Consider the following 15,671-nt stretch of genomic DNA (forward strand, 5'->3'; position numbering starts at 1 on the left):
GTCAATGTGGTTTTACCGTGGTCAACGTGACCGATGGTGCCTACGTTTACGTGCGGTTTTGTCCGCTCGAACTTTTCTTTTGCCATTTTTGTCTGCCTTCTTAGCTAGTCAATTTTCAAAATTAATGTGGATAAATTACTTCGCTTTAGCAGCCATAACTGCCTCTGCTACGTTCTTCGGTGCTTCTGCGTAATGCTTAAATTCCATGGTGTAGGTTGCACGACCTTGCGTCAATGAACGCAAGCCAGTGGAGTAACCAAACATCTCAGCGAGAGGAACTTCTGCGCGCACAATCTTGCCGCCGCCAGGAATGTCATCCATACCTTGCATAATGCCGCGACGTGAAGACAGGTCACCCATCACGTTACCCATGAAATCTTCTGGCGTTTCAACTTCAACGGCCATCATTGGCTCAAGTAATACTGGTGCTGCTCTGCGCATACCATCTTTGAATGCCATAGAGCCCGCCATCTTAAATGCGTTCTCGTTGGAGTCAACATCATGGTATGAACCAAAGAACAGGGTTGCTTTGATATCAACCACTGGATAACCAGCCAACACACCGGAGTTCAATGTTTCAATAATGCCTTTTTCAACTGCAGGGATGTATTCACGTGGAACAACACCGCCCTTAATTGCGTCTACGAATTCAAAGCCTTTACCTGGTTCTTGTGGCTCAAGCTTCAACACAACGTGACCATACTGACCGCGACCACCAGACTGTTTAACGAACTTACCTTCAACTTCGTCACATGTCTTACGAATAGTTTCGCGATATGCAACTTGTGGCTTACCAACAGTTGCCTCAACGCCAAACTCGCGCTTCATACGATCAACCAAAATTTCTAAGTGGAGCTCGCCCATACCGGAAATAATGGTTTGGCCAGACTCTTCGTCAGTCTTCACGCGGAATGAAGGATCTTCTTGAGCCAAGCGGTTCAATGCAAGACCCATCTTCTCTTGGTCAGCCTTAGTCTTAGGCTCAACTGCTTGAGAAATCACGGGCTCTGGGAACTCCATACGCTCCAAAATCACGATATTGTCTGGATCGCACAATGTTTCGCCAGTGGTTGCATCTTTTAAACCTACTGCTGCAGCAATGTCACCTGCGCGAACCTCTTTGATTTCTTCACGTTGGTTAGCGTGCATCTGCAACAAACGACCAATACGCTCTTTCTTGCCCTTAATTGGGTTGTAGATCGTGTCGCCTGAATTAATCACACCTGAGTAAACACGGAAGAAGATGAGCTGACCAACGAATGGGTCAGTCATGATCTTAAATGCCAATGCAGAGAATTTCTCATTGTCATCCGCTTTACGCTCAGTCTCGCTACCATCTTCCAATTCGCCTTTGACTGGCGGAATATCTACTGGTGAAGGCAAGTAATCAATCACGGCATCCAACATTGCCTGAACGCCCTTGTTCTTAAAGGCTGTGCCACACAACATCGGAACGATTTCGCCAGCAATTGTGCGGGTACGCAACGCTTTTTTGATCTCTTCTTCAGTCAGCGCTTCGCCACCGAGATACTTGTCCATTAATTCTTCTGAACTCTCTGCAGCAGCTTCAACCATTTTTTCGCGCCACTCTTCAGCGGATGCTTGCAACTCGGCAGGAATATCTTCGTAGGTAAATTTAGTACCTTGTGAAGCGTCGTCCCAAACGATCGCCTTCATCTTTACCAAGTCAACAACGCCTTGGAAATTTTCTTCAGCGCCGATAGGAATTTGAATCAAGATTGGATTCGCTTTCAAACGCGCCTTCATCTGCTCGTAAACTTTGAAGAAGTTCGCGCCAGTACGGTCCATCTTGTTTACGAATGCTAAACGTGGAACACCATACTTGTTTGCTTGACGCCAAACTGTTTCAGACTGAGGCTGTACACCACCTACCGCGCAATAGACCATACAGGCGCCATCAAGAACGCGCATGGAACGTTCAACTTCAATAGTGAAGTCAACGTGCCCTGGGGTATCAATAATGTTGATACGGTGCTCTTGATAGTTGCCAGCCATGCCTTTCCAGAAGGCGGTAGTAGCAGCAGAAGTAATCGTGATACCACGCTCTTGCTCCTGCTCCATCCAGTCCATGGTAGCTGCGCCGTCATGCACTTCACCAATCTTGTGATTAACACCGGTGTAGAACAAAACGCGTTCTGTAGTTGTTGTCTTGCCTGCGTCAATATGCGCAGAGATACCAATATTGCGATATCTGTCGATGGGGGTTTTACGTGCCACTGTTTTTGCCTTTTCTTAACTATTCGATTAGAAGCGGAAATGTGAGAAAGCTTTATTAGCTTCTGCCATACGGTGAACTTCTTCACGCTTCTTCATTGCGCCGCCACGACCTTCAGCAGCTTCCAATAATTCGTTGGCCAAACGTTGAGCCATAGACTTTTCGCCGCGCTTTTTAGCAGCTTCACGCAACCAGCGCATTGCCAAAGCAGAACGGCGTGATGGGCGTACTTCAACAGGAACTTGATAGTTAGCGCCACCAACACGGCGGCTCTTTACTTCAACCATTGGCTTTACATTGCCCATGGCTGTTGAAAAAATTTCGAGGGGTTCTTTGTTTGCTTTTTTCTCGATGTGATCAAAGGCACCGTAAACGATACGCTCTGCAACCGATTTCTTGCCGTCCAACATGAGGACGTTCATGAATTTAGCGACTTCTACATTGCCGAATTTTGGATCCGGCAAAATTTCCCGTTTGGGAACTTCACGACGACGTGGCATAACTACTCCTTCAGTTCAGTTAGGGGTGATTCACCTGAATCTCCCGCTCCGGCTGTCCTACTATTTAAGAAAATTTCTTAAACGGAACAGCCACTTACTTGTCTTTAAAGTCTGACAAAAATGACTTGCTACTAGTGCTGCAACTGCTTAATTACAAAAAAAATTAAGCAGCTTTCTTAGCGCGCTTAGCACCGTATTTAGAACGGGCCTGCTTACGATCTTTAACGCCCTGCAAGTCCAAAGAACCGCGAACGATGTGATAACGCACACCTGGCAAGTCCTTTACACGACCGCCACGAATCAACACTACAGAGTGTTCCTGGAGGTTATGGCCTTCACCGCCAATGTATGAAATCACTTCAAAACCATTGGTCAAGCGAACTTTGGCTACTTTACGAAGCGCAGAGTTAGGCTTTTTAGGAGTGGTTGTGTACACGCGGGTGCATACACCACGGCGCTGCGGGCTGTTTTGCAGCGCAGGGCTCTTGCTTTTAACGGTAAGCCTTGTTCTTGGCTTGCGTAATAGTTGATTAATTGTTGGCATAAAAATAGCTCGGTTAGTACTTCTTTGTTGCTTTCTTCAAGAAAATCAATGACTTAGAGAATTTCTAGGTCAAAAAGACCCTCTTCTGAATCAGTAGAACTCAGCATTCTAGCTTGGCCAGCCTCCCCCGTCAACCAAAATGGGGGAAAACTGGCCATTTGTGGCCAGAATGACCAAATTAGCTTGGATCAGCCTCCCCAGTAGGAGCTATGACCTCCGCCTCAATTTCTACAGGGGCGTTAGCCAAAGCTTCTTCTTCGGCAGCAATCATTTGGGCGCGATCACGCTCAAATTGCTCTCTGACCTTGCGTGCACGGCGATAAGACAAGCCAGTACCAGCAGGAATCAAACGACCAATAATGACGTTTTCCTTGAGACCACGGAGCGTATCGGTCTTGCCCATAATTGCGGCTTCGGTCAATACACGGGTGGTTTCTTGGAAAGAAGCCGCTGAAATGAAACTGTCTGTCGACAAAGATGCTTTGGTGATACCAAGCAATACGTTATCGAACGAAGCTGGGCGCTTACCTTCAGCAATGACGCGATCATTCTCGTCATAAAGCTTAGAACGCTCAACTTGCTCACCAGGAATGAAGGTTGTGTCGCCTGGATCAGTTACCTGAACACGACGCAACATCTGACGCACGATCACTTCAATGTGCTTGTCGTTAATCTTCACACCTTGGAGACGGTATACGTCTTGCACTTCATCAACGATGTAGATTGCCAACTCTTCAATACCCTTCAGAGTCAAGATGTCATGTGGATCAGCTGGGCCTTCCACAATCATCTCGCCCTTGTTCACCACTTGTCCGTCGTGAACAAGCACTTGCTTCTCTTTAGGAATCAAGAATTCATTGGCTTCACCATCCATATCGGTAATGACCAAGCGCTGCTTACCCTTAGTTTCTTTACCGAAGGAAACAGTTCCAGTCACTTTTGCCAACACAGCAGCATCTTTTGGTGAACGCGCTTCGAACAATTCAGCAACGCGAGGCAAACCGCCGGTAATGTCGCGAGTCTTCTGGGATTCGATTGGAATACGTGCCAATACTTCGCCCACTTCGACCTTCTGACCATCTTTCACCGTAATCAAAGCGCCCACTTGGAGGCCAATGTTTACGGGGTGATCGGTTCCAGCGATCATGACATCGTTACCCTTGTCATCAACCAAATTGATCACTGGGCGAACGCCTTTGCTTGCTGCAGAACGACGCTTACCGTCAATCACCACCAACGTGGAGAGACCAGTCACTTCGTCTACTTGCTTAGCAACGGTTACACCTTCTTCAACGTTATCAAAGCGTGCAATACCAGCGTACTCAGAAATAATCGGACGAGTTAATGGATCCCATGTTGCCAAACTTGCACCAGCCTTTACAGCAGCGCCTTCTTTTAACAAGAGAGTTGCGCCGTAAGGTACTTTATGACGCTCACGTTCACGACCATTGTCATCAACGATCAAGGCTTCGCCTGAACGTGAAATCACGATCTGCTCACCCTTTGCGTTTTTCACAACACGCATCGTTCCAGAGAACTTCAAGGAACCATTCGATTTGGCTTCAATATTACTTGCAACCAAAGCGCGTGAAGCCGCACCACCAATGTGGAAGGTACGCATAGTTAACTGAGTGCCTGGCTCACCGATAGACTGAGCAGCAATCACACCCACTGCTTCGCCAACGTTTACCAAGCCACCTCGACCTAAGTCACGTCCATAGCACTTCGCGCACAAACCATAACGAGTTTGACAAGAAAGTACTGTACGAACTTTCACTTCGTCAATGCCCAGCGCCACGATTTGATCAACATGATCTTCATCAAGCAATGTATCGTTGGGAACGATCACTTCTTGTGTATCTGGATGAACGATGTCGCCGATACATACACGGCCCAAAATACGGTCGCGTAATGCTTCGATGATTTCGCCGCCCTCAACGAGCGCCTTCATGGTAACGCCAGTAGTTGCGCCGCAATCCTCTTCGATGACCACGAGATCTTGAGTAACGTCGCATAAACGACGTGTCAAGTAACCTGAGTTCGCAGTCTTCAACGCAGTATCTGCGAGACCCTTACGAGCACCGTGAGTGGAGATGAAGTATTGCAACACGTTCAAACCTTCACGGAAGTTTGCGGTAATTGGGGTTTCAATAATGGAGCCATCAGGCTTTGCCATCAAACCACGCATACCGGCCAACTGACGAATCTGCGCTGCAGAGCCGCGTGCGCCTGAATCCGCCATCATGTAGATGGAGTTAAAGGATTCTTGACGAGCAGCCTTGCCGTTGCGATCGAGCACATCAACGTGTGACAACTCATCCATCATGGCCTTGCCCACTTGGTCACCAGCGGCACCCCAAATATCAACCACGTTGTTATAACGTTCTTGATTGGTTACAAGGCCTGACATGAACTGCTTGTCATATTCTTTCACCTTAGTAGATGCTTCGGTGATGATGCGATCTTTAGAAGAAGGAATCAACATATCGTCGATCGCAATCGAGATACCCGCTTTAGTTGCCAAGCGGAAACCAGATTGCAAGAGACGGTCAGCAAAAATCACTGTTTCACGCAAACCGCACTTACGGAACGAAGTATTGATCAAGCGTGAGATTTCTTTTTTCTTCAAAGGCTTATTGATTTCCTCGAAAGACATACCCTTAGGCAAAATCTCAGACAGAATTGCACGGCCAACAGAGGTTTGATAGATCTTGGTCTTCTGGGCAAAACGCGCATCGCCTTCTGCCTTCTTATCCACAATCTCATACTCAGTGATACGTACTGCAACACGGGAAGCCAATTCAACTTGGCCAGCCTCGTATGCACGAACTACTTCTGTAATGTTGGCGAAAACCATGCCTTCGCCTTTGCCGTTGATCTTGTCACGAGTTGCATAGTACAAGCCCAACACCACGTCCTGGGAAGGAACAATAGATGGCTCGCCGTTAGCTGGGAACAATACGTTGTTCGAAGCTAACATTAATGTACGCGCTTCCATTTGCGCCTCGAGCGACAAAGGAACGTGAACCGCCATTTGGTCACCGTCAAAGTCCGCGTTAAATGCCGCGCAGACTAATGGGTGCAATTGAATCGCTTTACCTTCAATCAACATTGGCTCGAAAGCCTGAATGCCAAGACGGTGCAATGTAGGAGCACGGTTGAGCATGATTGGGTGCTCACGAATCACTTCTTCGAGAATATCCCAAACGATTGGCGTTTGACTTTCTACTTCTTTCTTCGCAGCCTTAATGGTGGTTGCAATTCCTAAAGTCTCAAGCTTGTTGAAAATAAATGGCTTGAACAACTCCAAAGCCATTAATTTTGGCAAACCGCACTGATGCAATTTCAATGTTGGGCCAACCACGATGACTGAACGACCAGAGTAGTCAACGCGTTTACCCAACAAGTTTTGACGGAAGCGACCGCTCTTACCTTTGATCATCTCAGCCAAGGACTTGAGAGGACGCTTGTTGGCGCCAGTCATCGCCTTACCGCGACGACCGTTGTCAAGCAATGAGTCAACCGCTTCTTGCAACATACGTTTTTCGTTGCGAACGATGATCTCTGGTGCGCGCAACTCTAACAAACGCTTCAAGCGATTGTTACGGTTAATTACACGACGATAGAGATCGTTCAAATCAGAAGTAGCGAAGCGACCGCCATCCAATGGCACCAATGGGCGCAACTCTGGTGGCAACACTGGCAATACTTCCATGATCATCCAATCAGGCTTAATACCTGAGCTTTGGAACGCCTCAAGCACTTTTAAGCGCTTAGCGTATTTCTTAATCTTGGCATCGCTACCAGTTGCTTTCAATTCAGCACGAATCGTTTCTACTTCACGGTCGATATCAATCGAACGCAAGAGTTCACGAATACCTTCCGCGCCCATAATGGCAGTGAAAGCACCGTCACCATATTCTTCAGTCTTAGCAATGTATTCATCTTCGGACATGATCTGACCGCGCTTCATTGCACCTTCAGGAGTCATGCCAGGATCAACAACTACATATGCTTCAAAGTAAAGAACGCGCTCAATATCCCGCAATGTCATATCGAGAACCATGCCCAAACGGGACGGCAGAGACTTTAAGAACCAAATGTGGGCTACAGGGGCCGCCAACTCAATGTGGCCCATACGCTCACGACGTACTTTTGCAAGCGTAACTTCAACACCACACTTCTCACAAATTACGCCACGGAACTTCAGACGTTTGTACTTTCCGCACAAGCACTCATAGTCTTTGGTTGGTCCAAAAATTTTGGCGCAAAACAAACCATCACGCTCGGGCTTAAAAGTCCGGTAGTTGATGGTTTCTGGTTTGCGTACTTCACCAAAAGACCATGAGCGAATTTTCTCAGGAGATGCGAGGCCAATTTTGATGACATCAAACTGCTCATCACCCTGCGTTTGCTTAAATAAATCGAGCAATGCTTTCATATCAGTTGCGCTCCATGTCAATGTCAATACCCAACGAACGGATTTCTTTTACCAACACGTTGAAGGATTCGGGCATGCCAGCATCAATCGTGTGCTCGCCCTTGACGATGTTTTCGTATACCTTGGTACGGCCTGCGACGTCATCCGACTTCACTGTCAACATTTCTTGCAAGACATATGAAGAACCGTATGCTTCGAGAGCCCAAACTTCCATCTCACCAAAGCGCTGACCACCAAACTGAGCCTTACCGCCCAATGGCTGCTGCGTTACTAATGAGTATGGTCCAGTTGAACGGGCGTGCATCTTGTCATCAACCAAGTGGTGGAGTTTCAAGACGTGCATTACACCAACAGTTACAGGACGCTCGAATTGATCACCAGTCCGGCCATCAAATAAAACCATTTGTTGGCGCGAAGGAGTCATCTGCAACGATGCTGCAACTTCTTCTGGGTAGGCCAACTCAAGCATACGACCAATTTCGGCCTCAGTTGCACCGTCAAACACTGGGGTAGCAAATGGCAAGCCTTGACGGAGATTCTCTGCCAAAGCTGCGATTTGCTCATCAGTGAAATTGTCGATATCTTCTTGACGACCTGTTTCGTTGTAAAGCTGCTTGAGGAATTTACGCAACTCAGCTTGTTTGGCTTGTTGACGCACCATTTCATCAATACGCTTACCAATACCTTGAGCAGCCCAACCTAAGTGGGTTTCCAAAATCTGGCCAACGTTCATACGAGAAGGAACGCCCAATGGATTCAAGACGATATCAACAGGACGTCCGTCTGCCATAAATGGCATATCTTCTGCTGGGGCAATCTTAGAGACCACACCTTTGTTACCGTGACGACCAGCCATCTTGTCACCAGGCTGTAAGCGACGCTTAACAGCCAAGTACACCTTCACCATCTTCGTTACGCCAGGCTGTAAATCATCGCCTTGGGTAAGCTTGGTACGCTTCTCTTCGAACGCCTCATCAAACTGCTTGCGCTTCGCTTCGATAGAAGATTTGATCGCTTCCACTTGCGTGGCAACATCATCATCTGCTGGACGAATATCAAACCAATGGTATTTGTCTAAATCAGCAAGGTAATCCTTGTCGATCTTGGTGCCTTTAGCTAATTTCTTAGGGCCGCCGTTAGCAACTTTGCCAACCAACAACTTTTCTAAACGCATGAAGGCATCACCTTCAACAATACGCAACTGGTCGTTCAAATCCAAACGATAGCGTTGCAATTCTTCCTGAATAATCGACTGTGCACGTGCATCGCGCTCAATACCCTCACGAGTGAAGACCTGAACGTCAATGACTGTACCAACCATGCCGGAAGGAACGCGCAAAGAAGTATCTTTCACATCAGATGCTTTTTCACCGAAGATTGCACGCAGCAACTTCTCTTCAGGGGTAAGAGTAGTCTCGCCCTTTGGAGTTACCTTACCAACGAGTACGTCTCCAGCTTCAACTTCAGCACCGATATAGACAATACCGCTCTCATCCAAGCGAGAGAGTTGTGACTCTGCCAAATTGGAGATGTCGCGAGTAATCTCTTCTGAACCTAACTTGGTATCACGAGCAACTACTGACAACTCTTCAATATGAATAGAGGTGTAGCGATCATCAGCCACCACCTTCTCAGAGATCAAGATGGAATCTTCGAAGTTGTAACCGTTCCATGGCATAAATGCCACAGTCATGTTTTGACCCAAGGCCAATTCACCCAAATCAGTAGATGCGCCGTCAGCAACTACGTCGCCTCGGGCTACACGATCACCAACTTTTACGATTGGGCGTTGATTGATATTGGTATTTTGGTTGGAACGGGTGTACTTGATGAGGTTATAAATATCCACACCAACTTCACCGGCCGCAGTTTCATCGTCATTCACGCGAATCACAACACGGTTCGCATCAACGTAATCGACAATACCACCGCGGGCAGCCAACACAACAGTGCCAGAGTCAACCGCAACAATGCGCTCTAAACCTGTACCAACCAATGGCTTATCTGGACGCAAGCAAGGAACCGCTTGACGCTGCATGTTCGCACCCATCAACGCACGGTTCGCATCATCATGCTCTAAGAATGGCACGAGTGAAGCCGCGGCAGAAACGATCTGACTAGGAGCAACGTCAATGAAATCGATGCGCTCTGGGCTCACCATCATGGTTTCGCCAGCCTGACGAGCAGAAACCAATTCGTCTGCTAACTTACCATTTTTGTCGATCGTCGCATTGGCCTGAGCAATCACATACTTCGCTTCTTCAATCGCAGAGAGGTAAACCACTTCGTCGCTTACCTTGCTATTGGAGACTTTACGGTATGGAGTTTCAAGGAAACCGTGCTCATTCAAACGCGCAAAAAGCGCGAGTGAGTTGATCAAACCAATGTTTGGACCTTCTGGAGTTTCAATCGGGCAAACACGTCCATAGTGGGTTGGATGCACGTCACGCACTTCAAAGCCCGCGCGCTCGCGTGTCAAGCCACCTGGTCCCAATGCAGAAATACGACGCTTGTGCGTGATTTCTGAAAGTGGGTTGGTTTGATCCATAAACTGGGACAACTGTGAAGAACCGAAGAACTCACGAATCGCAGAAGAAATTGGTTTACTGTTAATTAAGTCGTGCGGCATGAGATTTTCTGTTTCGGCTTGACCGAGACGCTCTTTCACCGCACGCTCTACGCGTGATAAACCTGCGCGGAACTGGTTTTCAGCCAATTCGCCAACACAGCGAACGCGACGATTACCTAAGTGATCGATATCATCTACTTCGCCCTTGCCGTTACGCAAATCAACCAAGGCCTTAATGGTGTCCAAAATATCTTCATTGGATAGAACCATTGGACCTTCCATCTCAGCGCGGCCGAGACGGCTATTGACCTTCATGCGACCAACACGAGACAAATCGTAGCTATCTTCGCTATAGAACAAGCGCTGGAATAATGCCTCAACAGCATCTTCTGTTGGAGGCTCGCCAGGACGCATCATGCGATAGATCGCGATACGCGCTGCTGTTTGATCAGCGGTTTCATCAGTGCGCAATGTCTGAGAAATATACGCACCCGAATCCAAATCGTTGGTGTAAATAGTTTCCAATTGCTTGATGCCAGCATCGCGCAATGTTGCCAACAATTCTTCAGTGATTTCATCGTTGGCGTAAGCCAAGATTTCGCCAGAATCTGGATCAACAATGTTACGTGCAACTACACGACCAACCAAATAGTCATCTGGTACGGCGATAGTTTTTGTCTTAGCTGCTTCGAGTTCGCGAATATGCTTTGCATTAATACGCTTATCTTTTTGGATAACGACAACGCCATTCTTATCAACCACATCAAAGCTTGCTAACTGACCGCGTAAACGCTCAGGAACAAACTCCATTGACGCACCATTAGCAGTCAATGAGAAATGATCAAAGTTGAAGAAATTTGCAAGAATCTGTTCGTTGTTTAAGCCAATTGCTTTGAGCAAAATGGTGACAGGCATCTTACGACGACGGTCAACACGGAAATACAGAATATCTTTTGGATCAAACTCAAAATCGAGCCATGAACCACGGTAAGGAATGATGCGCGCTGAGAACAGCAACTTACCAGAACTGTGTGTTTTGCCCTTGTCGTGCTCAAAGAACACGCCTGGAGAACGGTGCAACTGAGAAACAATCACACGCTCAGTACCATTAATCACAAAAGAGCCGTTTTCTGTCATGAGCGGAATTTCGCCCATGTAGACTTCGCTCTCTTTAACCTCTTTTACCTTGGTAGGCGCTTCGCGATCATAAATAATCAAGCGAACTTTGGCGCGCAAAGCAGAGTGATATGTGTAACCACGTTGTTGACATTCTTTAACGTCAAATGGTGGCTGTGACAACTGATAAGACACGTATTCCATACGTGCATAGCCGTTGTTCGACACAATAGGGAATGCTGAAGTAAAGGCAGCTTGCAGGCCCTCGTTAATACGAGAAGTAGCTGGCTTATCAGCCTGTAAAAATTTAGCGTAGGATTCCAGCTGCGTTGCGATCAGGTACGGAACCTGGTGGTTATTAACTCGCTTAGCAAAGCTTTTACGGACTCGCTTGCGTTCGGTGAAGCTATAGTTCATTTCATCTCCGAATTCAGCGACTGTACAAAGATTTGGCGATTGGCCACTACCAATCACTGGCGGACAACACTAAACCGTTTCGATCTAGTGTCCGACCAAACTTGCATTCTGCAGTCGTATCAGAAGGCAAACCCGATTTCAATCAGAAATGAAATCGGGTTTGACCTCTGGAGGTCAAACCCAACATCGCTAACACCCCTTGATCAAGGATGCTAGCTACGTGTGTATTACTTAAGTTCTGCTTTAGCGCCAGCTTCTTCAAGCTTCTTCTTAGCTTCTTCAGCAGTTTTCTTGTCAACGCCTTCTTTGATTGGCTTCGGTGCACCATCAACCAAATCTTTCGCCTCTTTCAAGCCGAGACCAGTAATTTCGCGAACTGCCTTAATTACTGAAACTTTATTTGCGCCAGCTTCAACAAGGTTCACTGTGAATTCAGTTTGCTCTGCGCCACCTGCATCACCACCGCCACCAGCAGCAGGGCCGGCAACAGCCATCGCAGCTGCTGAAACACCAAACTTCTCTTCGAACGCTTTAACCAAGTCGTTCAAATCCATAACGGACATGCTGCCTACTGCTTCAATGATTTCTTCTTTAGTAATCGCCATTTTTAGCTCCTAATACTTAAATAGTTAATCTGTCGCTTATTCAGCGGCAGGGGTTTCGTTTGCTTCTGGGGCTGCTGGTTCAGCTGCAGGCTCTGCGGCTGGCGCAGCTTCTGCTGCTGGGGCCGCTGCTTCTAAAGGTGCTGCAGCTTCGGCTACCGGAGCAGGTGCTCCAGCGGCTTTTTGCGCAGCCACTGCGCCCAATACACGAGCCATCGCAGATACTGGGGCTTTCATGACACCCAACAACGTTGATAACAACTCATCACGGCTTGGAATTGTCGCGAGGGCTTTAACACCTGCAACGTCCAACAACTTACCGTTGTATAGGCCAGCTTTGATGACTAGCAACTCTTGAGTCTTGGCAAAGCCCTGCAATACTTTTGCCGAAGCAATCGGATCAGCAGAGATACCGTAGATCAAGGGGCCAACCATCGAATCAGCAAGGGGCTCAAACTGAGTGCCTTGCGCCGCACGGCGTGCCAATGTGTTCTTCAAAACGCGAAGATACACACCTTGGTCACGCGCACTAGCACGCAGCTTTGTCAACTCCTCAACTGGAATACCACGGTATTCAGCGAGAACGACAGTTTGGGCTCCAGCCAATTGAGCGCCGACATCAGCAACAATCGCTTTTTTGTCTTGTACATTCAAAGGCACGGTTTAACTCCATAAAAACCAACTGTTTCCAGTTGGGGTTACACACCAGCGTCTGATCATTTGTTCACAAAGGTTCTTGTGAAAATCTTTTCAGGGTCGCCATCTGCGCTGGCAGTTACTTTCGCAACAATTAAGAATTTGCTCTTTACTAGCAACAGATTCACCAACGGTCTTTGATGTTCGACTCTTGCTCAAGAGCAGGAGTCGACCCAAAGTTCTTTTTGCTACAGGCTTAAGCTGCTACCTGCAACGATGCTTGGTCTACACGTACGCCTGCACCCATGGTGCTGCTTACGGCAACCTTCTTTAAATAAACGCCCTTAGATGCAGGAGGCTTAGCTTTATTCAAAGCCTCTAGCAGTGCGAGCAAATTGGATTTCAATGCAGCTGGCTCGAATGAACGACGGCCAATGCTTGCATGCACAATACCGGCTTTGTCTACACGGAATTGGACTTGACCTGCTTTTGCATTTTTCACGGCAGTAGCAACATCAGGAGTTACAGTGCCTACTTTTGGATTTGGCATCAAACCGCGTGGGCCCAACACTTGACCTAAAGTACCAACAATTTTCATGGTATCTGGTGAAGCAATCAAAACGTCAAAATCAATTTTGCCGCCTTTAATTTGCTCAGCAAGATCTTCCATACCAACGATCTCGGCACCTGCAGCTTTAGCTTGCTCGGCTTTTTCGCCTTGTGCAAATACGGCTACGCGAACATGCTTACCAGTACCAGCTGGGAGCACAACTGCGCCACGCACAACTTGGTCTGATTTCTTGGCATCAATGCCCAACTGAACGGCAACGTCGATAGACTCATCAAACTTTGCAGTTGCACACTCTTTAACGAGGTTCAATGCATCTTCTAATGGATAGAACTTGTTGCGATCTACTTTGGACTGTATTGCTTTTACGCGCTTAGATAATTTAGGCATGATTAGATTCCTTCCACAGTGATGCCCATGGAACGGGCGCTACCAGCGATAGTACGAACCGCTGCATCCATATCAGCTGCTGTCAAATCTGGCATTTTTGCTTTAGCGATTTCTTCCGCTTGAGCACGAGTAATTTTTCCTACCTTATCGGTATGCGGACGTGGAGATCCTTTGTCAATCTTGGCAGCTTTTTTGATCATGATGGTTGCTGGAGGAGTCTTCATGATGAATGTGAAGCTCTTATCAGCAAACGCTGTGATCACAACTGGAATTGGCAAGCCTGGTTCCATGCTCTGAGTTTGAGCATTGAACGCTTTACAGAATTCCATGATGTTCAAGCCGCGTTGACCCAATGCTGGACCGACGGGTGGAGATGGGTTTGCTTTACCTGCAGGAATCTGCAGCTTAATAAAGCCAATAATCTTCTTTGCCATGTGTTGCTCCTTAAAGCGCGCCGCTCCTTACAAGGAAAGACCGCCGTTGAGTAAACGCTTTGCTAGTTTTTGGCTTACTAGCTCCGCTCCTCGGTTAATTACTAAAACTAAATAACCATCTAAAACTACTTAACTACCAATTGCTGCACAACAAAACTGGACTAAGTCCTTGTTTTTACATCTTTTCTACTTGACCAAACTCCAGTTCAACAGGTGTACCGCGACCGAAGATTGTAACAGAAACGCGTAATCTGGACTTCTCGTAATTCACTTCCTCAACGTTTCCGTTGAAATCAGTAAATGGGCCTTCTTTGACGCGAACCATTTCGCCCACCTCAAACAGGGTCTTAGGCTTGGGTTTATCAACCCCAGCCTGCATTTGATCCATGATTTTGGTCACTTCTGCCGTAGAAATTGGGCTAGGACGGTTGCGAACACCGCCTACAAAACCAGTCACTTTTGGCGTATTTTTCACCAAATGCCAGCTTTCGTCGGTCATTTCCATTTCAATCAGGACATAACCAGGGAAAAAACGGCGTTCTGTGACAGATTTTGACCCAGATTTAACCTCAACTACCTCTTCTGAAGGCACCAAAATACGGCCAAATTTCTCAGGCATGCCCGAACGTGCAATGCGCTCCTCAAGGCCCTTTTTTACGCTCTTTTCCATGCCAGAATAGGCGTGGATCACGTACCAACGCATGTTGGCAGCTGCTTGAGGGTTTGCTGTTACTTCAGAATCAGTCATTTTTTACTCACTTCCAGCCTAAAAAGACTGAAAAAACTAGCCATTCAATCAATTTGTCTGCAATCCATAAAAATAAGGACATGATCAGAACAAAGCCAAATACGACTAGAGTCATTTGGGTTGCCTCTTTGCGAGTTGGCCAAACAACCTTTTTTACTTCATACCAAGAATCTTTTGCGTAGGCGATAAAACGACGCCCATCTGGGGAAAGCGCCACAATCAAAACTGCTGCAGCAATACCGCCAAACAAGACCGCCAAACGCACCAATAAAGACTGGTCGACGAGCGTGTAGTAAAGCACTAACGCTGCAACGACGATAACAGCAGCGAGTCCTGAGACCCAGCTGCTCTTTTCTTCAGTGTGATTTGCTGTTTGTTGAGACATATTGCTTTCAGTTCAAATCGTGGCAGGGGCGGAGGGCATCGAACCCCCAACCTTTGGTTTTGGAGACCAACGCTCTGCCAATTGA

11 protein-coding genes and 1 pseudogene are annotated in these 15,671 nt (G+C 47.2%); all 12 read right to left on the reverse strand.

What is annotated here, in order from left to right:
• Window positions 1-86 (reverse strand): GTP-binding protein (locus KIH43_RS02960; protein WP_039555751.1); only part of this gene is annotated, 86 nt, incomplete at its 3' end.
• A 49-nt stretch (window positions 87-135) separates the two neighbouring features.
• On the reverse strand, window positions 136-2,238 hold the full coding sequence (gene fusA / locus KIH43_RS02965) for an elongation factor G (RefSeq protein WP_296969808.1): 2,103 nt from the start codon (window positions 2,236-2,238) through the stop codon (window positions 136-138).
• Window positions 2,239-2,265: 27 nt separating this feature from the next.
• Window positions 2,266-2,736, reverse strand: a complete 471-nt coding sequence (rpsG, locus tag KIH43_RS02970) for a 30S ribosomal protein S7 (RefSeq protein WP_068320103.1) — start codon at window positions 2,734-2,736, stop codon at window positions 2,266-2,268.
• 163 nt (window positions 2,737-2,899) lie between these two features.
• Window positions 2,900-3,280, reverse strand: a complete 381-nt coding sequence (gene rpsL, locus KIH43_RS02975; RefSeq protein ID WP_068947691.1) for a 30S ribosomal protein S12 — start codon at window positions 3,278-3,280, stop codon at window positions 2,900-2,902.
• A gap of 178 nt (window positions 3,281-3,458) precedes the next feature.
• A complete protein-coding gene (gene rpoC, locus KIH43_RS02980) occupies window positions 3,459-7,721 on the reverse strand; it encodes a DNA-directed RNA polymerase subunit beta' (protein WP_296969797.1) in 4,263 nt (1,420 codons plus the stop codon).
• A 1-nt stretch (window position 7,722) separates the two neighbouring features.
• Window positions 7,723-11,823 (reverse strand): DNA-directed RNA polymerase subunit beta, encoded by a 4,101-nt coding sequence (gene rpoB, locus KIH43_RS02985; RefSeq protein ID WP_297717558.1) that lies wholly within the window; start codon window positions 11,821-11,823, stop codon window positions 7,723-7,725.
• A gap of 227 nt (window positions 11,824-12,050) precedes the next feature.
• The gene (rplL, locus tag KIH43_RS02990) at window positions 12,051-12,428 is read right to left on the reverse strand and encodes a 50S ribosomal protein L7/L12 (RefSeq protein WP_296969791.1); all 378 of its coding nucleotides are present in this window, start codon (window positions 12,426-12,428) and stop codon (window positions 12,051-12,053) included.
• A 159-nt stretch (window positions 12,429-12,587) separates the two neighbouring features.
• Window positions 12,588-13,085 (reverse strand): annotated as a pseudogene (gene rplJ, locus KIH43_RS02995) (50S ribosomal protein L10); the annotation flags it as partial.
• Window positions 13,086-13,317: 232 nt separating this feature from the next.
• Window positions 13,318-14,019, reverse strand: coding sequence for a 50S ribosomal protein L1 (gene rplA, locus KIH43_RS03000; RefSeq protein ID WP_296969785.1), 702 nt, complete (start codon window positions 14,017-14,019; stop codon window positions 13,318-13,320).
• A gap of 2 nt (window positions 14,020-14,021) precedes the next feature.
• Window positions 14,022-14,453 (reverse strand): 50S ribosomal protein L11, encoded by a 432-nt coding sequence (gene rplK / locus KIH43_RS03005; RefSeq protein WP_296969782.1) that lies wholly within the window; start codon window positions 14,451-14,453, stop codon window positions 14,022-14,024.
• A 175-nt stretch (window positions 14,454-14,628) separates the two neighbouring features.
• A complete protein-coding gene (nusG, locus tag KIH43_RS03010; protein ID WP_296969780.1) occupies window positions 14,629-15,201 on the reverse strand; it encodes a transcription termination/antitermination protein NusG in 573 nt (190 codons plus the stop codon).
• 7 nt (window positions 15,202-15,208) lie between these two features.
• The gene (gene secE / locus KIH43_RS03015; protein WP_296969777.1) at window positions 15,209-15,586 is read right to left on the reverse strand and encodes a preprotein translocase subunit SecE; all 378 of its coding nucleotides are present in this window, start codon (window positions 15,584-15,586) and stop codon (window positions 15,209-15,211) included.
• Window positions 15,587-15,671 lie beyond the last annotated feature (85 nt).

Source organism: Polynucleobacter sp., from assembly GCF_018500155.2.
Lineage (GTDB): Bacteria > Pseudomonadota > Gammaproteobacteria > Burkholderiales > Burkholderiaceae > Polynucleobacter.